The organism is Vallicoccus soli (assembly GCF_003594885.1).
Lineage (GTDB): Bacteria > Actinomycetota > Actinomycetes > Motilibacterales > Motilibacteraceae > Vallicoccus > Vallicoccus soli.
Genome location: NZ_QZEZ01000006.1, coordinates 158,058 through 173,961, shown reverse-complemented (window position 1 = coordinate 173,961; position 15,904 = coordinate 158,058). Strand labels below are relative to the sequence as shown.

The following is a 15,904-nucleotide window of genomic DNA, read 5'->3' as shown; positions in this document are numbered from 1 at the left end:
CGCCGGTCCCCCCTCGGCGCCGATACCGCTCTCTAGCGCGTCCGCTAGAGAGCGCCAGACGGCCCGATCGGCTCACCCGTGCGCCCGCAGGTAGCGGCCGAAGTGGGGCACGGTGAAGGCGATGGACCCGCGCTCGCCGCTGTAGACCAGGCCTTTCTTCAGCAGCGCGTCGCGCGCCGGGCTCAGGCTCGACGGCTTGCGCCCGAGCGCCTCGGCCACGGCGGACGTCGGCACCGGGCCGTCCGCCCCGGCGTGCCGCTCGACCGCGAGGTCGGCCATGGCCCGCATGTACTCCCGCTCGGCCGGGGTGGCGCGCTCGTACCGGCTGCCGAAGAACCCCACCGCCAGCTCCTCCTCGGCCTCGGGCGCGGCCACCCGCACGTCCTGCGCGGTGACCGGCGAGACCGGAGCGAGGTCCCAGGCGGCCTTGCCGTACGCCTGCACGAAGTAGGGGTAGCCGTCGGTCGCGGCGTAGAGCTCGTCGAGGGCGCCCTGGTCGAACTCGACCCCCTCCTCCTTCGCCGGCAGCACGAGCGCGAGGTCGGCGGCCTGCCGGTCGAGCCGGTCGATGCGGAGGTAGCGGAACAGCCGCTCGCTGTACGACTTGCTCGCCGAGAGCACCGCGGGCAGGTGCGGCAGGCCCGCGCCGACCACGATGAGCGGCGCCCCGGTCTGGGACAGCTCGTGGCACGCCGCGCACAGGGCCGACACGTCGTCCGGGGGCACGTCCTGCATCTCGTCGACGAAGAGCGCGATGCCGACCCCGACGTCGCGGGCGACCGCGGCGGCGTCGGACAGCAGCTCGACGAGGTCGATCTCGATGTCCCCCGAGTCGGCGCGCCCGCGGGCCGCGGGGACGTCGATGCCCGGCTGCCAGCTCCTCGCCGCGCCCTTGGGCGGGGCGGGGTCGCGCAGCGCGAAGGCCTTGAGCACCCCGAGGAACGCGTCGACCCGCTCCGGGTCGCGGTGGCGCGGGGCCACCTCGCGCACGGCCATGTGCAGGGCGCTGGCCACGGGCCGGCGCAGCGACTGGTCGGGGCGGGCCTCGACCTTGCCGGTGCCCCACAGCCGCTGGATCGCCTGCGAGCGCAGGGCGTTGAGCAGGACGGTCTTGCCGACGCCGCGCAGGCCGGTCAGGACGAGGCTGCGCTCGGGGCGGCCGCGGGCGACCCGCTCGAGCACGACGTCGAACTGCGCGAGCTCGCGGTCGCGGCCGGCCAGCTCGGGCGGGCGCTGACCGGCGCCGGGGGCGTACGGGTTCCGGACGGGGTCCACGATCGGAGCCTATGGGCCCGTCTAGCCCTGGCCCGAGAGGCGCGTAGAGCCCGCTCGACGTGTCGCGCGGGCGGCTCGGGCGGCGGGTCAGCCGACGTACGGCTCGTGGTCCCCCTCGGCGACCATCGGCCGGCCCGCCGCCTCCCAGGCGTGCATGCCGCCGGACAGGTTCACCGTCGAGAGCCCCTGCGCGTTGAGCCACGCGACCGCCTGCGCGGAGCGCCCGCCGCTGCGGCACACGACGAGGACGTCGCGGTCGCCGGGGACCTCCGCCAGCCGGGCCGGCAGCTCGGCGAGCGGCACGTGCAGCGCGCCCTCCACGTGGCCGGCGGCCCACTCGTCGTCCTCGCGGACGTCGAGGACGGGGACGCCGTCGGGCACCTGCTCGGGCCGCACGGCCGGGACACGGGTCATCGCCACGCGCCCGATCCTCGCACCGGCTAGCCTCCGCGGCGTGAGCAGCACCGAGCAGGGGGCAGCGGGGCCCGCCGGGACCGACGTCCCCAGCCCGCGGATCGCCGACGTCGAGCAGCAGCTCGTGAGCTTCGTGCGGCTGCTGCGCCGGGTCAACGCGGAGACGGCCCGCGAGATGCACCCCGACCTCGAGCCGTCGGTCTACGGCCTGCTCGTGCGGATCAGCGACACCGGGGGCTCCCGGGTGACCGACCTCGCCACGTACTACGGGGTGGGCAAGCCCACGGTCAGCCGGCAGGTCGCCATGCTCGAGCGGGTCGGCCTCGTCGCCCGCACGACGGACCCCGAGGACGCGCGGGCGTCGGTCATCGCGCTCACGCCGGACGGGGCGCGGCGCCTCGCCGCCGTGCGCGCCGCGCGGCACGAGCGGCTCACCACGCTGCTGGCCCCCTGGTCCGAGGAGGACCTCGAGGCCTTCGCCCGGCTGCTCGGGCGGTTCAACGACCTCATGCGCTGACGACTGGCCCGCCCGGGGGCGGGGCAGCATCGGGCCCATGCGAGCGACCCTCCTCGACGCGCCCCGCCAGGTGTCCCTGGCCGACGTCCCCGACCCCGCCGTGCAGGCCCCGACCGACGCCGTGGTGCGGGTCGTGGCCTCCTGCATCTGCGGCTCCGACCTGTGGCCCTACCGCGGCGTCGCCGAGCGGCCCCCCGGCATCCGCATCGGCCACGAGTTCGTGGGCGTCGTGGAGGAGGTCGGCGCCGACGTGGGCTCGGTGGCCCCCGGCGACTTCGTCGTGGCGCCGTTCGTCTGGAGCGACGGCACGTGCGTGCACTGCCGCGCCGGCTTCCAGACCTCCTGCCTGCACGGCGGCGGCTGGGGCTCGCCCGACCGGGAGGGCCTCCTCGTGGACGGCGGGCAGGGCGAGCGGGTGCGCGTGCCGCAGGCCGACGGCACCCTCGTCCCCACGCCCGAGCCGCCCGACCCGGCGCTCGTCCCCGCCCTGCTGGCCCTGTCCGACGTCATGGGTACCGGGCACCACGCCGCCCTGGCCGCGGGGGTCCGCGAGGGCTCCACCGTCGTGGTCGTGGGCGACGGCGCCGTCGGGCTCTGCGGCGTGCTCGCCTCCTCCCGGCTCGGCGCGGAGCGGGTCGTCCTCATGAGCCGGCACGCCCCCCGCCAGGACCTCGGGCGCCGCTTCGGCGCCACCGACGTCGTCGCGGAGCGCGGCGACGAGGGCGTGGAGCGCGTCCTCGAGCTCACCGGCGGCGTCGGCGCCGACGCGGTGCTGGAGTGCGTCGGCACGTCGCAGTCGATGGAGCAGGCCGTGCGCAGCGCCCGCCCCGGCGCGACCGTCGGCTACGTCGGCGTCCCCTACGGCGAGGCGCCGCTGCGGGCTATGTTCGGCGCCAACGTCGGCCTGCGCGGCGGCGTCGCCCCCGTCCGCCGCTACCTCCCCGAGCTCCTCGAGGACGTCCTCGCCGGCCAGCTCGACCCCGGCCCCGTCTTCGACCTCGAGCTGCCCCTGGACCGCGTGGCCGACGGCTACGCCGCGATGGACGAGCGCCGGGCGGTGAAGGTGCTGCTGCGCCCGTGACGCGAGGGTCCTGTCGATGACCACGTGGGGCACCCGTACGGGTGCCCCACGAGGCGTGCAGGCCTGGTCAGGCACCCGTACGCCTCGCACGGCGACCGACGGAGGGTGACGGTGGAGTCGTACGACGTGGTGGTGCTCGGCGCGGGCACCGGCGGCCTCGGCGCGGCGCGGGCGGTGGCGGCCGCGGGCCGCACGGTCGCCCTGGTCGAGCCGGAGCGCCCCGGCGGGGACTGCACCTGGACCGGCTGCGTGCCGAGCAAGACGCTGCTGGAGACCGCGCGGGCCGCGCGGCGGGCCCGCCGGGCCGGGCCGCGCGGGGTGGAGGCGGACGTGCGGGCCGACCTGCCCGCGGCGCTCGCCCACGCCCGGCGCGTGCGCGAGGAGGTCTACGAGGACGAGTCGCCGGAGGTCCTCGCGCGCCAGGGCGTCGACCTGGTGACCGGCCGCGGCCGCTTCACCGGGCCCGGTCAGGTCGAGGTGGGCGGGCGGGTGCTGCGCGGGCGGCGGTACGTCGTCGCCACCGGTGCGCGCCCCCGGGTCCCGGACGTCGTCGGCGGCGTGCCACACCTGACGAGCGAGACCGTCTGGGACCTCGCCGAGGCGCCCGGGCACCTGCTCGTGCTCGGCGGGGGGCCGGTCGGGTGCGAGCTGGCGCAGGCGTTCGCGGCGCTGGGGGTACGCGTGACGCTGGTCCAGTCCGGCCCGCGCCTGCTGCCCCGCGACGAGCCCGCCGCGGGCGAGGTCGTCGCGGCGGTGCTCCGCGACGACGGCGTCGACCTGCGGCTCGGCGCCCGCGTCGTCGGCGTCGACCCGGGCCCGGTCCTGCACCTCGACGACGGGGCGCGGGTCGCCGGCACGCACCTGCTCGTGTGCACCGGGCGCTCGCCCGAGACGGCGGGGCTCGGGCTGGACGCGGCGGGCGTGGCCGTCGGCCCGGACGGGCGGGTGCTCGTCGACGACCGCCTGCGCTCGCGCACCAACCCGCACGTGTGGGCGGTGGGCGACTGCGCCTCGCCGCTCGCGTACACCCACGTCGCCGACGACCAGGCCCGCGCCGCGGCCGGGGGGCTGTTGCTCTCCCTGACCCGGCGGCCGTCCCGCGCCGCCCTGCCCGGGCGCTGGCGCCAGGACCGCGTGCCGTGGGTGACGTTCACCGACCCGGAGGTGGCGCACGTCGGCCTCACCGAGGCGCAGGCGCACGCCCGCTGGGGCGCGCAGGCCCGCGTGGTGACCGTGCCGATGTCCGCCGTCGACCGCGCGCGCTGCGCCGGGCGCACCGAGGGCTTCCTGACCCTCGTCGCCGCCCCCGGCCCGCTCGGCGTCGCGGCGGCGGCCCGCGTCGTCGGCATGACCGCGGTCTGCCCGGGCGCGGGCGAGCTCGTCGCCGCGGGCGCCCTCGCCGTGGCCGCGCGCACCACCGTCGCCCGACTCGCCCTGACGACGGCCGCCTACCCCACGTACGGCGTCGCCCTGCGGGTCGCCGCCGCCGCGTTCGTCGCGCCGCACGGCGGGGTGGTGGCGCGGCCGGCGGCTCCGTGATGACCGCGCGAGGCACGCCCGCGGGTGCTCCGCGTGGCGTCGCTGCCCCGTGGAGCACCCGTGCGCCTTCCCCGCGCGGTCACCGCGGGAGGGCGGCGGCGGCCCGCGCCACCCCGCGCACGACGGCGGGCGGGAGCGGCGGGTCGAAGGGCTCGACGTCGACGTCGACGCCGCCACCGCCACCCGCGCGCCAGGTGCCGAGGGCGACGCCGCGGTGGACGACGGTGGGGCGGAAGACGCCGTTGCCGCCGGGGACGATGCGCCCGGCGTGCTCTGCGGGCACGGTGGCGGTGCGGTCGGCGTAGCCGAGGACGAGCTCGTCGAAGCCGGGCAGCAGGACCACCCGGCCGGCGTCGCGGCGGTGGGCGGCCAGCAGGTCGGGCACGGCGGGGTCGAGCCAGAGCTCGCGGCGGCCGTCCCGCACGCGCAGCAGCCGGTCGCCCACGCGGGCGAGGCCCGCCCGCACCTCCCCCGCGGGTACGCCCGCCCAGCGGACCAGGTCCGCGACCGTCGCCGGGCCGTGGCCCAGGAAGTAGCGCAGCACCAGCCGGTCGACCGCCTCGTCGCGGGGCAGCCGCTCGAGGGGGCCGAGGTGCTCCTCGACCAGCACGAGGGCCTGCCCCCGCTCCAGCGGCGGTCCGAGGCAGAGCACGCCGGTGTGGGCGAGGTGGCGTACGAGGTGGTAGCCGCGCTGGCCGCCCGTGGCGACCCCGCCGGCCTCCCACGCGGCGAACAGCGCGGTGCGCGGCAGGGCGGTGCCGGTGAGCGCCTCCTCGGCCACCTCCCGCGCACGCCGCAGGTCGTCGTCGCCGAGCCCCAGCTCCGCCCGGCGGGGGCCCGACGCCGCCTCGACGCGCGCCGCGCCGAGCTGCAGCAGCCACCCGACGTCCTCCGCGGCGACGACGTGCATGGTCCCGCGCATCGGCCACGTCGTCACGACCTCACGTCGAGCAAGCGCTTCCCGCACCGGCTCCAGCGTCCGCGCCCCGCACCGCAGCGCGACCGACAGCAGGGCCCCCGGCGGGTCCTGCCCCTGCGCGGCCGCGAGCCGGCGGACGGCGTCGACCGGCGTGGCCTCGCGCAGGCCGGCGAGGCGCTGCGCCACGAGGCGCAGGAGAGCGGTCTCCACGGGGCTCACACCTGGATCGACAGCCGCCCGATCGGCCCGAGCAGCTGCTCCTCCTCGTAGTCCAGGTGCGTGAGCAGCACGTCGGCGAGCCGCTCGACGGCTGCGGACGCCGCGTCGAGCCGGTCCTCGTCGCGGATCATCGCGACGAGCGCGTCGTCGACGTCGACGAGCACGCCCGCGATGGCCTCGTGGTCCGCGCTGAGCTTGTCCACGACCGGCTGGAGCGAGGCGTCGGCGGCGAGGACGTCCGGGAACATGCGGGCGTCCTCGATGGCGTGGTGGACGCTGACCGCCCGGCAGTACGCGGCGCAGAACGAGCCGAGGGTCCAGTAGTTCTGGCGCATGCTCAGCTGGTTGAGGTGCGAGCGCGCGGAGGCCGCGCTGCGCCGGCCCTCCGCGACCTGCCGCACGACGTCCCGCAGCTGCGCGAGCTCCTGGCGCAGGTGGGCGTGCACGGCGACGAGGGTCTGCTGCCCGGCGCGCCCGACGGCGCTGACCGGCTCCTCCTCCTCCACCATGCGCTGCGCCTCGTGCGCCGCGGTGACGGCGACGGCGTCGCTGGCACCCTCCTGCGCGGCGGGCGGCGCCTCCTCCCGGCCGCGCTCGGCGGCGACGATCTCGCGCACCGCGGGGGCGACCTCCTCGGCGAACCGCTGCAGGTCGCCCGCGGTGTCCTGCCCCGGCCCCACGACGAAGGTGCTCGTCCCCAGCTCCAGCGCCAGCCCGGCGAGCTGCTCGGCCCAGGCCCGCGGCGGCCCCTTGAGGAAGCCGCTCCCCCGGCCGAAGCTCCCCTGCACGACGTAGATGCGCCGCACGTCCGCCGGGTCGCGCCCCGCGTCGACGGCGGCCGCGTCGAGCCGCCGGGTCATGCCGACCAGCTCGTCCGGCGAGGCGTACGCGGACGAGGGCACCCAGCCGTCGGCGAGGCGGCCGGTGAGCTCGAGCATGCGGCGCTTGTACGAGCCCACCCAGATCCCGATGCGGTGCGGCGCGACGGGCCCGGGGCGGGCGCCGTCGAGCCGGTAGTGCCGCCCCTCGAAGGTCACCGGCGGGCCGGGCTCCCACAGCGAGCGGACGACCCGGATGGCCTCGTCGAGCGCCTCGACGTTCTCCAGGGCGCTCCGCCGCGGCGCGCCCATGGACGCCATCGCGTCGAGGAAGTAGCCCGCGCCGAGCCCGAGCTCGACCCGGCCGTGGCTCAGCACGTCGAGCGACGCGGCCGAGCGCGCGAGCACCGCCGGCGGGCGGAGCGGGACGTTGGCCACCACCGGGGCGAGCGTCACGCGGTGCGTCCGGGCGGCGAGGAACGAGAGCAGGGTCCACGTGTCGAGGAAGCCCGGCTGGTACGGGTGGTCCTGGAACGCGAGCACGTCGAGCCCCAGGTCCTCCACGAGCCCGGACAGGGCCAGCACGGCGTCCGCCTGCTCCGCCACCGGCGGCAGGAACGCGCCGAAGCGCAGGTCGTGCCCGAGGTCCATCGTCTCCTCCTCGTACGGCGGTCCGGCACCATCCTGCGGCACCGCGCCGGGGAGCGGGTCAGCGGCGGGAGAGCTGGCGCCAGACCCAGCCCGCGGGCACCCGCCGGCCCTGCAGGACGTGCAGCGCCGCCGCCTCGACGGCGAGGGTCGTCTCCAGGCCGCGGCGGGCCGGGGCCCGGGCGGCGAGGAGCAGCTCGTCCCCGGCGGCGACGGGCCGGTCGTCGCCCGGCTCGACGACGACCCCGCCCTCGTGCAGCTGCAGCAGCGGCACGACGTCGAGGCGGCGCTCCCGGTCGTCCGGGTCGCGCAGCAGGTCCCCGAGGGGCACGGGCCCGTCGGCGAGCAGCGGCACGACCGCCGGCGCCTCCTCCGGGCGCAGCCGCACCTTCCACAGCTCCTGCAGCGTCGCGCCGCAGCGCTCCGCGAGGCGCTCGACCAGGGCGGCCGCCCAGGCGTCGTCGCGGCGCGGCACCTCCTGCAGGAGGCGCCACAGCAGCGGGGTGCTGAGCTGGGCGTACACGTCGTGCGCCACGACCTCCGACGGCACGAGGACGGCGTCGACCCGCATGGCCGCGAACAGCGGCGCGTTGGCCGCCTCGTTCTCGCGCGCGGCGACGTAGAGGTCGGCGTTCAGCCGGACCGCCGCGGCGACGAGCGAGAGGTTGGTCGTGTCGTTGTCGGTGGCCGCGACGAAGCCCGCGGCCTCCTCGACACCGGCGCGCTCCATCACCTCGGGGTCCGACGCGTCACCGACGACGGCGGTGGCGCCCGGCGGCGGGACGCGCTCGGGGTCGAGGTCGACCACGGTGACGGGCAGCCCCTCGGCGAGCAGGTCGAGCGTGGCCTCGTACCCGAAGCGGCCGGACCCGCAGACGACCCACGGCCCGTCTTGCGGCGCGGCCACGAGCGGCGGGAGCTCGGCGCCCGGGCCCGACTCGAGCCACGAGACCAGCCGGTACGTCGACGGCGCCCGTACCGCCAGGCGGAGCTTGTCGCCGAAGCGGTCGAAGGCGTTGACGACCGTCGGCGTGCCGAAGGCGTGCATGCGGTCCTCGATCGCGGGCGTCGTGGCGCGCGCGACGACCGGCAGGTCGGGGCGCAGCAGCGCCGCCGACATCGTCACCGCGAGGTTCGCCTCGTCGTCGTTCGTGAGCGCGAGCACCCCCTCGCAGCACGGGTGGCCGAGGCCGGCGGCCACGAGGCGCCCGGGGTCGCGGGCGTCCCCCACGAGGCCGGGCACGTCCGCGCGGTACGAGCCGAGGTCCAGCGTCTCGACGCGCTCCGGCGCGATGTCGACGACGACGAAGCGGCGTCCCAGGTCGTCCAGGCCCCGGCCCAGCAGCTCGCCGGTACGGCCGTAGCCGGCCACGAGCAGGAACGGCTCGCGCATCCGGGCCACGCCGCGGCGGAAGCGGCGCAGCGCCAGCGCCTCGCGGAAAGCGCGGTCCTGCAGCAGCGACAGGAGCTTGCCGATGGCGTACGCCCACCCGATGACGGTCAGGTAGATCGTCACGACGACCCAGAGGCGCTGGGCCCCGGTGAACGGGTACGGCAGCTCGCCGAAGCCGATCGTCGTCGCCGTGTAGCTCATGAAGTAGAAGGCCTCGAAGAAGCCCATGCGTCGCGGCTGCCCCTCCGCGTCCACTCCGGGGATGAGCGTCAGCCCGAGCACGCTCACCGCGAAGATGACGATGAGCACGATGAGCGGCGTGCGCATCCTCCGCAGGACGAGGAAGACCGTCGGGTTCGACATGGCGGCCGGCGCGGCTCAGCGGCGGTGGAACGACACGGTCTCGACCACGAGCAGCACGACCGAGACGAGGTTGGCGAGCAGGGCGCCGCCGGAGAGCGAGACGATGCTCGCCATCGCCTCGGGCGTCACGCCCTCCGACGACACCTGCGTCGCGTACCCCCACACCGCCGCGGCGGCGATGAGCTGCAGGTCGGCGACGAGGCTGGTGGCCAGGTGCACCGCGCCGATCTGCGTGCGGTCGCCGAACTTGAGCACGGTCGCGACGAGGTTCACGACGACGGCCGCGAACAGCTCGTACACGTTGTGGACGGACGGGTCGTCCAGCGGGCCGATGAAGAAGCCGAAGTTCAGGGTGGCGGCCAGCAGCACGAAGAAGCCGAAGACCACCTTCTCCAGGTCCACCGCGCGGCCCCGCTACGCGGCCAGCGGCGTGTGCTCCGGCGGGACGACCTCCGCCGGGCGCGGCGGGGGCGGCGGCGTGCCGTCGCCGAACGGGCGCCCTCCCAGCTCCTCGCGCCCGTGCGGGGTCAGCCAGCCGTCGAGCTCCGGGCCCTTGGGCACGACGCCCGTCGGGTTGATGTCGCGGTGGACCTCGTAGTAGTGCCGCTTGATGTGGTCGAAGTCGATCGTGTCGCCGAAGCCGGGCGTTTGGAAGAGGTCCCGCGCGTAGGCCCACAGCACCGGCATCTCGGTCAGCTTCTGCCGGTTGCACTTGAAGTGCCCGTGGTAGACGGGGTCCCACCGCACGAGCGTCGTGAAGAGCCGGACGTCGGCCTCGGTGATGGTGTCGCCGACGAGGTACCGCTGACCGGCCAGCCGCTCGCTCAGCCAGTCCATGCGGTGGAAGAGCCGGTCGTACGCCTTCTCGTACGCCTGCTGCGTCCCGGCGAACCCGCAGCGGTAGACGCCGTTGTTGACGTCGCGGAACACGTGCCGGTTGACCTCGTCGATCTCCTCGCGCAGGTGCTCGGGGTAGAGCAGGGGCGCTCCCTCGCGGTGGTGCTCGGCCCACTCCAGCGACAGGTCGATCGTCATCTGCGGGAAGTCGTTGGTGACGACCGCGCCGGTCGGCACGTCGACGAGCGCCGGCACGGTGATGCCGCGCGGGTAGTCCGGGAAGCGCGCGAAGAACGCCTCCTGGAGGCGCTCGTACCCGAGCACGGGGTCGCGCCCGCCCGGGTCGAGGTCGAACGTCCAGCTGCGGGCGTCGTGCGTCGGGCCGCAGATCCCCAGCGAGATCGCGTCCTCCAGGCCGAGGAGGCGGCGGACGATGCTCGAGCGGTTCGCCCACGGGCAGGCCCGGCTGACGACGAGGCGGTACCGGCCCGGCTCCACGGGGTAGCCGTCGCGGCCGTCGCGGGTGATCCGCGTGGTGATGTAGTTCTGGTCCCGGGAGAACTCCCCGCCCGGGTTGACGTACTTCCCGCCCTCGTCTGCCATGCCGGTGCCGTTCCCCCGCCGCGGCGGGGCCAACCGGGCCGCGCCCGGCCGCCCGATGAGAACCGCCGGGCCGCGGGGTCGTACGGCCATGAGCGACGCCACGCCCGACCTCGGCCCCGCCGCGCGCGAGGTCGCCCGCCTGCTCCCCGGGGTGCGCGCGGAGCACCTCGCCGGCCCGACCCCGTGCGACCGCTACCCGGTCGCGGCCCTGCTCGACCACCTGCTCGGCCTGTCCCTGGCGTTCACCGCCTGCGCGCGCGGGGAGCCGCTGCCCGACGGCGGCGAGGCCGCGCCGGGCGGCTCCACCGCCGAGCGGCTCGACCCGCGGTGGCGCGACCGGCTGCCCGCCGCGCTCGACGAGCTGGCCAGGGCCTGGAGCGCCCCCGGGGCGCTCGAGGGCGAGGCGACGGCCGGCGGGGTGACCCTGCCGGCCGACGTCATGCTGCTCGTCGCCCTCGACGAGCTCGTGCTCCACGGCTGGGACCTCGCCCGCGCGACCGGCCAGCCGTTCCGGTGCGACCCGGCGAGCACCGCGACGGTCCTCGCCTTCCTCACCGCCTCGCGGCCGGACGACGAGCCCGCGCCCGAAGGCCTCTTCGGGCCGGTCGTCCCCGTCCCGCGGGGCGCCCCGGCGCTCCACCGCGCGCTCGGGCTCGCCGGGCGCGACCCGTGGTGGACGGCCCCTGAGCGGGTACCGCGACCCGTGTGACCGACCCCAGCACCTCGTCCCGTACCGCCGGCACCGTGCTGGTGGCGGGGGTCGGCGGCGTCATCGGCCGCCACGCGGCGATCGAGCACGCCCGGCGCGGGCACCGCGTCGTGGGCGTGAGCCGCCGGCGCCCGTCCGACCTGCCCGAGGGGGTGGAGCACCGCGCGGTCGACCTGTCCTCCCCCGGCGCGCTCGACGGCGTCGACGACGTGACGCACCTCGTCTTCGCGGCGTACGTCGAGGCCGGCCCGCCCGCCGCCCTCGTCGCGCCGAACGTGGCGCTGCTCGAGGGCGCGCTGGACCTGGCGCAGCGGCACGGGCGGCTGCAGCACGTGACGCTCTACCAGGGCGGCAAGGCGTACGGCGCCCACCTCGGGGCGTTCAGGACGCCGGCGAAGGAGTCCGACCCGCGGCTGCTCGCGCCGAACTTCTACTACGCGCAGGAGGACGTGCTGCGCGGGCGCGGGGAGCGCGACGGCTTCGCGGTGACGATGCTGCGCCCGGAGGCGGTGATCGGCTACGCGACCGGCAACCCGATGAACCTGCTCATGGCGGTCGCGGCCTACGGGACCGTCTGCGCGGCCACCGGGACGCCGCTCGCGTTCCCCGGCACCCGCGAGGCGTACGGCGCGCTCTACCAGTCCACCGACGCGGAGCTGCTCGGGCGGGCGACGGTGTGGGCCGGGGAGAGCCCCGCCGCCGACGGGGAGGTGTTCAACGTGACCAACGGCGACCAGTACCGGTGGGAGAACCTGTGGCCGCGCCTCGCGGACGCGTTCGGCGTCGACGTCGGCCACCCGCTGCGCACGCCGCTGGTCGACGCGATGGCGGACAAGGAGCCGGTGTGGCGCCGGCTCGTCGACCGGTACGGGCTGCGCCCCACGCCGTGGGACGACCTGGTGCAGTGGCCGTTCGCGGACTTCATCTGGTCCTCGGGCTTCGACAACGTCAGCTCGACGGTCAAGCTGCGGCAGGCCGGGTTCGGCGAGTGCCTGGACAGCGAGGACCGCTACGTCGAGCTGCTGGAGCGGCTGCGGGCGGAGCGGGTGCTGCCGCCGCGAGGGGCGCGCGCCTGACGCGCCGGGGCCGGCGGTGCCCGTGCCGCCCGCCGGCCCCCGCGGCCGTCAGGCCGGCAGGAAGCGGGCGTAGAAGGCGCGGGGGTCCCCGGCCAGCGACGCCTTGACCATGGCGCTCCACGCGTCGACGACGACCTCGAGCTCGCCGGCCTCCACGGCGTCCAGCGTCCTGCGCACGACCACAGCCGGGTCGGTCTTCGGCCCCTGGACGCCCCTGGCCATGTCGGTGTCGGCCAGGCCGAGGTGGACGGAGGTGACCTGCGTGCCCTGCGCCGCGAGCTCCAGGCGCAGCGCGTTGCTCATGTTCCAGTTCGCGGCCTTCGAGACCGCGTACGCCCCCGCCCCCGGCGCGGAGAACCAGGACAGCGCGGACGCGACGTTGACGACGGTCCCGCCGCCGTTGGCCGCGAGCACGGGCGCGAACGCGCGGACCATCGACAGCGTCCCCCAGAGGTTGACGTCCATCTCGGCGCGCACGCCCTCAAGGTCGCCGAGCAGCTGCGCGCCGGTCGAGATCCCGGCGTTGTTGACGAGCAGGTCGACGTCGCCGGCCAGGGCGGCGGCCGCGGCGACGGCGTCGGGGTCGGTGATGTCGAGGGCGACCGGGCGGGCCCCGGGCAGGTCGAGGGTCCCGGGGTCGCGGGCGCCGGCGTACACCGTCGCCCCCCTGGCGAGGAGCTCGGCGGCGAAGTGGCGGCCGAGGCCGCGGCCGGCGCCCGTGACGAGTGCGGTGGTCATGCCGCGTACGCTAAGACCTCACGTCGACGTCAGGTGCAAGTCCAGGAGCGGGCGGAGGACAGGTGCGCATCGGGGAGGTCGCCGCACGGGCGGGGGTCAGCGTGCGGGCGCTGCGCTACTACGAGGAGCAGGGCCTGCTGGTCCCCGCACGCACCCCCGGCGGCCAGCGGGACTACCCGCCAGGAGCGGTGGAGCGGGTCAGGTTCATCCAGGACCTGTACGCCGCCGGCCTCGGCAGCGGGGCCGTCCTGCGGATCCTGCCCTGCCTGGAGCACGGCGTGCTCACCGACGAGATGCACGAGCGGCTGCTCGCCGAGCGCGAGCGCGTGCAGGCCCAGCTCGAGCAGCTGACGGCGACGCGCGACAAGCTCGACCACGTCATCCGGCTGGGGCAGGCCCACCGCCCGGGCCAGGCGGGGCCCCCGGGCCGCAGCGGTTGCGCGGAGGCCGGCTGAGCGCTGCCGGACGACCGACGCGCGCCCGACACGACCCGGTCCGTCCCGGTCCACCCGCCCGACACCCGTGCACGCTGCGATGCCTCGCGTGCGCACTCCGCTGACCCCCCGCCCCGCCCGCCGGCTCCGCGCCGTGGCCGTCGCCACCGCGCTGGCGGCAGCCGCCCCGCTCGCCGCGGCCACGCCGGCCGCCGCCCGGCCGGACCACCCGAGCCGCTCGTTCGACCTGCAGGCCCACCGCGGCGGGCTCGGGCTGGTCGTCGAGTCGACGCTGCCGGCGTTCGCGAACGCCCTGGAGCTCGGCGTCAGCACCCTCGAGCTCGACGTGCAGATCACCGAGGACGGGCAGGCCGTCGTCACGCACGACCGGCAGGTCTCCGCGGCGAAGTGCCGCGACACCGCGCCCGCCGTCCCCGGCGACCCCGAGTTCCCGTACGTCGGCAAGTACGTCACCACCCTCACCCTGGCCCAGGTCCGCACCCTCGACTGCGGCTCGCTCCGGCTCGCGGCCTTCCCCGGGCAGCGGCTCGCCCCGGGCGCGCGGATGCCGCTGCTGCGCGAGGTCTTCGACCTCGTCGACCGCTACCGGGCGCGCGGCGTGACGCTCAACGTCGAGACGAAGGTCGAGGCGGGGGCGCCGGAGGAGACCGCGCCGCGCGAGCGGTTCGTGCAGGTCGTCGCCGCCGAGGTCCGTCGCGCGCGCATCGCCGACCAGGTGACGGTCCAGTCGTTCGACTGGGGCGCGCTGCGCCGCATGCGCCAGGTCGCGCCGCGCCTGCCGCTCGTGGCGCTCACGAACGGCCAGCAGTTCCTCCAGGCCGGGGTGGAGGGCGCGAGCCCCTGGCTCGGCGGGCTCGACATCGACGACTTCACCCTCTCGGGGCGCCGCTCCCTGCAGCAGGCGTACGTCGCCGCGGCCGCGCACCTCGGCGCCGACGCCGTCTCGCCGGTGCACGGCGACCCCCAGGGCGGCGGCGTCCGGACGCCCGGGTACGTCCCCTTCACGACCCGCGAGCTCGTCGACGCCGCCCACCGCGAGGGCATGCGGGTGGTCCCCTGGACCATCGACGACGCCCCGACCATGCGCCGCCTGCTGCGCCTCGGGGTGGACGGGATCATCACCGACCGCCCCGACGTGCTGCGCGAGTGCTCGTCGACGCGGGGCTGCGCCTGCCGCGGGCGTACGACCCCCCGCGGGGGCCGCGCGCCTGACCCGCGCGGGCGATGAGTCCCCGTACGGTCGGCGGTCTGCCCCGCCGTACCGACCGACACCGCAGGGAGCACCGACCGTGGGACGCATCGCCGCCAGCCTCTTCACCACCCTCGACGGGTCCGCCGAGCGGCCCGACCAGTGGCACTTCCCGTACTTCGACGAGGCCATGGGGAAGGTCGTCGACGCGCACACGGCGCGCTGCGAGGCGTACCTCATGGGCCGCGGGCTCTACGACCAGTGGTCGCAGTACTGGCCGTCGAACACCGACCCCGAGGAGTTCGGCGCCTTCATCAACCCCGCCACCAAGTACGTCCTGTCGACCACGCTGGAGCGGGCTGACTGGGAGGGCACGACGATCCTGCGCAGCCTCGACGACGTGCGGGCGCTCAAGGAGCGCACCGAGGGCACGATCGGCATGTCGGGGAGCCTGCGCACCGTCGCCTCGCTGCTCGGGGCGGGGCTCCTCGACGAGCTGGAGCTGCTCGTCGACCCGGTGGTGGTGAGCGGCGAGCGCCGCTGGACCGACGGCGTCGAGCGCGCGCCGCTCGAGCTCGTGTCGTCCACGGCGCTGCCGACCGGCGTGCTGCACCTCGTGTACCGGCCGGCGCAGGGCTGAGCCCCCGCCGCCGCGCCTCAGCCCGCGGCCGCGCCGTGGCCGGCGGCGGCGAGGAGGAGCGCGCGGTGCTCCGGGTGGGCCAGGGCGAGGCGCTCCAGGGCGGCGGACCCGCACCAGCGCAGGGCGTCGTGCTCCCCCGGCAGCAGGTTCGCCGGCTCGCCGCGCCACCGCCGCACGCGGTGCACGGACAGCGCCGTGGCCCCGCCCGCGTCGAGACCGGGCGCGAGCACGTGCAGGGGCTCCGGGTCGTGGGCGAGGACGGTGATCCCGAGCTCCTCGTGCAGCTCGCGGACCAGCGCGGCGCCCGGCGCCTCGCCGGGCTCGACGTGGCCGCCCGGCAGGGCCCACCGCCCGGGGTGGGCCCGCCGGGCGCGGCTGCGCAGGGCCAGGAGCACGCGGCCGTCCTCGACGAGGAGCCCGACGACGACCTGCTGCACCGGACGATCCCAGCAGCCGCGGGGAACAACCGGG

General features: G+C 76.8%; 17 protein-coding genes. 8 read left to right on the top strand and 9 right to left on the bottom strand.

The annotated features are described in order from the left end of the window. Positions 1 to 72: 72 nt before the first annotated feature. Both D5H78_RS13585 and D5H78_RS13580 read right to left on the bottom strand, forming a co-directional pair. Positions 73 to 1,275: an ATP-binding protein gene (locus D5H78_RS13585; RefSeq protein ID WP_119951018.1), complete on the bottom strand. Its 1,203-nt coding sequence runs from the start codon at positions 1,273 to 1,275 to the stop codon at positions 73 to 75. An 87-nt stretch (positions 1,276 to 1,362) separates the two neighbouring features. Further along, complete coding sequence (locus D5H78_RS13580) at positions 1,363 to 1,689, bottom strand: rhodanese-like domain-containing protein (protein WP_119951141.1); 327 nt, start codon at positions 1,687 to 1,689, stop codon at positions 1,363 to 1,365. A 40-nt stretch (positions 1,690 to 1,729) separates the two neighbouring features. On the opposite strand from D5H78_RS13580, the gene D5H78_RS13575 reads away from it, so the two are divergent. From D5H78_RS13575 to D5H78_RS13565, 3 genes are all read left to right on the top strand, one after another. After that, positions 1,730 to 2,206, top strand: coding sequence for a MarR family winged helix-turn-helix transcriptional regulator (locus D5H78_RS13575; protein WP_218566599.1), 477 nt, complete (start codon positions 1,730 to 1,732; stop codon positions 2,204 to 2,206). Positions 2,207 to 2,243: 37 nt separating this feature from the next. Then, the gene (locus D5H78_RS13570) at positions 2,244 to 3,287 is read left to right on the top strand and encodes a zinc-dependent alcohol dehydrogenase family protein (protein ID WP_119951017.1); all 1,044 of its coding nucleotides are present in this window, start codon (positions 2,244 to 2,246) and stop codon (positions 3,285 to 3,287) included. A gap of 111 nt (positions 3,288 to 3,398) precedes the next feature. After that, complete coding sequence (locus tag D5H78_RS13565) at positions 3,399 to 4,826, top strand: dihydrolipoyl dehydrogenase family protein (protein WP_165865735.1); 1,428 nt, start codon at positions 3,399 to 3,401, stop codon at positions 4,824 to 4,826. A gap of 79 nt (positions 4,827 to 4,905) precedes the next feature. Here D5H78_RS13565 and D5H78_RS13560 read toward each other — a convergent pair whose 3' ends face one another. The 5 genes from D5H78_RS13560 to D5H78_RS13540 are packed head-to-tail and all read right to left on the bottom strand — an operon-like array spanning position 4,906 to position 10,626. Further along, complete coding sequence (locus tag D5H78_RS13560; RefSeq protein ID WP_119951015.1) at positions 4,906 to 5,955, bottom strand: winged helix DNA-binding domain-containing protein; 1,050 nt, start codon at positions 5,953 to 5,955, stop codon at positions 4,906 to 4,908. A 5-nt stretch (positions 5,956 to 5,960) separates the two neighbouring features. Next, positions 5,961 to 7,433: an LLM class flavin-dependent oxidoreductase gene (locus D5H78_RS13555; RefSeq protein WP_119951014.1), complete on the bottom strand. Its 1,473-nt coding sequence runs from the start codon at positions 7,431 to 7,433 to the stop codon at positions 5,961 to 5,963. 58 nt (positions 7,434 to 7,491) lie between these two features. Next, the gene (locus tag D5H78_RS13550; protein WP_119951013.1) at positions 7,492 to 9,186 is read right to left on the bottom strand and encodes a potassium channel family protein; all 1,695 of its coding nucleotides are present in this window, start codon (positions 9,184 to 9,186) and stop codon (positions 7,492 to 7,494) included. A gap of 15 nt (positions 9,187 to 9,201) precedes the next feature. Further along, positions 9,202 to 9,588, bottom strand: a complete 387-nt coding sequence (locus tag D5H78_RS13545) for a DUF6394 family protein (protein ID WP_119951012.1) — start codon at positions 9,586 to 9,588, stop codon at positions 9,202 to 9,204. A 12-nt stretch (positions 9,589 to 9,600) separates the two neighbouring features. After that, the gene (locus D5H78_RS13540) at positions 9,601 to 10,626 is read right to left on the bottom strand and encodes a glutathione S-transferase family protein (RefSeq protein WP_119951011.1); all 1,026 of its coding nucleotides are present in this window, start codon (positions 10,624 to 10,626) and stop codon (positions 9,601 to 9,603) included. Positions 10,627 to 10,714: 88 nt separating this feature from the next. Between D5H78_RS13540 and D5H78_RS13535 the strand changes: the two genes are divergently transcribed. Beyond that, positions 10,715 to 11,335 (top strand): TIGR03086 family metal-binding protein, encoded by a 621-nt coding sequence (locus D5H78_RS13535; protein ID WP_119951010.1) that lies wholly within the window; start codon positions 10,715 to 10,717, stop codon positions 11,333 to 11,335. Then, positions 11,332 to 12,411 (top strand): SDR family oxidoreductase, encoded by a 1,080-nt coding sequence (locus tag D5H78_RS13530; protein ID WP_218566598.1) that lies wholly within the window; start codon positions 11,332 to 11,334, stop codon positions 12,409 to 12,411. Before D5H78_RS13535 ends, D5H78_RS13530 begins: the two co-directional genes overlap by 4 nt. A gap of 48 nt (positions 12,412 to 12,459) precedes the next feature. On the opposite strand, the gene D5H78_RS13525 is transcribed toward D5H78_RS13530, so the two are convergent. Next, a complete protein-coding gene (locus D5H78_RS13525; protein WP_119951009.1) occupies positions 12,460 to 13,149 on the bottom strand; it encodes an SDR family oxidoreductase in 690 nt (229 codons plus the stop codon). Positions 13,150 to 13,211: 62 nt separating this feature from the next. Between D5H78_RS13525 and D5H78_RS13520 the strand changes: the two genes are divergently transcribed. The 3 genes from D5H78_RS13520 to D5H78_RS13510 all read left to right on the top strand — a co-directional run bounded on the left by D5H78_RS13520 (position 13,212) and on the right by D5H78_RS13510 (position 15,433). Beyond that, a complete protein-coding gene (locus tag D5H78_RS13520) occupies positions 13,212 to 13,604 on the top strand; it encodes a MerR family transcriptional regulator (protein WP_119951008.1) in 393 nt (130 codons plus the stop codon). Between the two features lie 79 nt (positions 13,605 to 13,683). Further along, the gene (locus D5H78_RS13515; RefSeq protein ID WP_119951007.1) at positions 13,684 to 14,832 is read left to right on the top strand and encodes a glycerophosphodiester phosphodiesterase family protein; all 1,149 of its coding nucleotides are present in this window, start codon (positions 13,684 to 13,686) and stop codon (positions 14,830 to 14,832) included. Between the two features lie 61 nt (positions 14,833 to 14,893). Next, the gene (locus D5H78_RS13510; protein ID WP_119951006.1) at positions 14,894 to 15,433 is read left to right on the top strand and encodes a dihydrofolate reductase family protein; all 540 of its coding nucleotides are present in this window, start codon (positions 14,894 to 14,896) and stop codon (positions 15,431 to 15,433) included. Between the two features lie 17 nt (positions 15,434 to 15,450). Here the strand turns inward: D5H78_RS13510 and D5H78_RS13505 are convergent, their stop codons facing one another. Next, positions 15,451 to 15,870 (bottom strand): NUDIX domain-containing protein, encoded by a 420-nt coding sequence (locus D5H78_RS13505; protein WP_119951005.1) that lies wholly within the window; start codon positions 15,868 to 15,870, stop codon positions 15,451 to 15,453. Positions 15,871 to 15,904 lie beyond the last annotated feature (34 nt).

Coding starts and splice junctions, on each gene's coding strand:
- D5H78_RS13580 (WP_119951141.1), bottom strand. CDS start 1,689: ATGACCCGTGTCCCGGCCGTGCGGCCCGAGCAGGTGCCCGACGGCGTC.
- D5H78_RS13570 (WP_119951017.1), top strand. CDS start 2,244: ATGCGAGCGACCCTCCTCGACGCGCCCCGCCAGGTGTCCCTGGCCGAC.
- D5H78_RS13555 (WP_119951014.1), bottom strand. CDS start 7,433: ATGGACCTCGGGCACGACCTGCGCTTCGGCGCGTTCCTGCCGCCGGTG.
- D5H78_RS13550 (WP_119951013.1), bottom strand. CDS start 9,186: ATGTCGAACCCGACGGTCTTCCTCGTCCTGCGGAGGATGCGCACGCCG.
- D5H78_RS13540 (WP_119951011.1), bottom strand. CDS start 10,626: ATGGCAGACGAGGGCGGGAAGTACGTCAACCCGGGCGGGGAGTTCTCC.
- D5H78_RS13535 (WP_119951010.1), top strand. CDS start 10,715: ATGAGCGACGCCACGCCCGACCTCGGCCCCGCCGCGCGCGAGGTCGCC.
- D5H78_RS13525 (WP_119951009.1), bottom strand. CDS start 13,149: ATGACCACCGCACTCGTCACGGGCGCCGGCCGCGGCCTCGGCCGCCAC.
- D5H78_RS13515 (WP_119951007.1), top strand. CDS start 13,684: ATGCCTCGCGTGCGCACTCCGCTGACCCCCCGCCCCGCCCGCCGGCTC.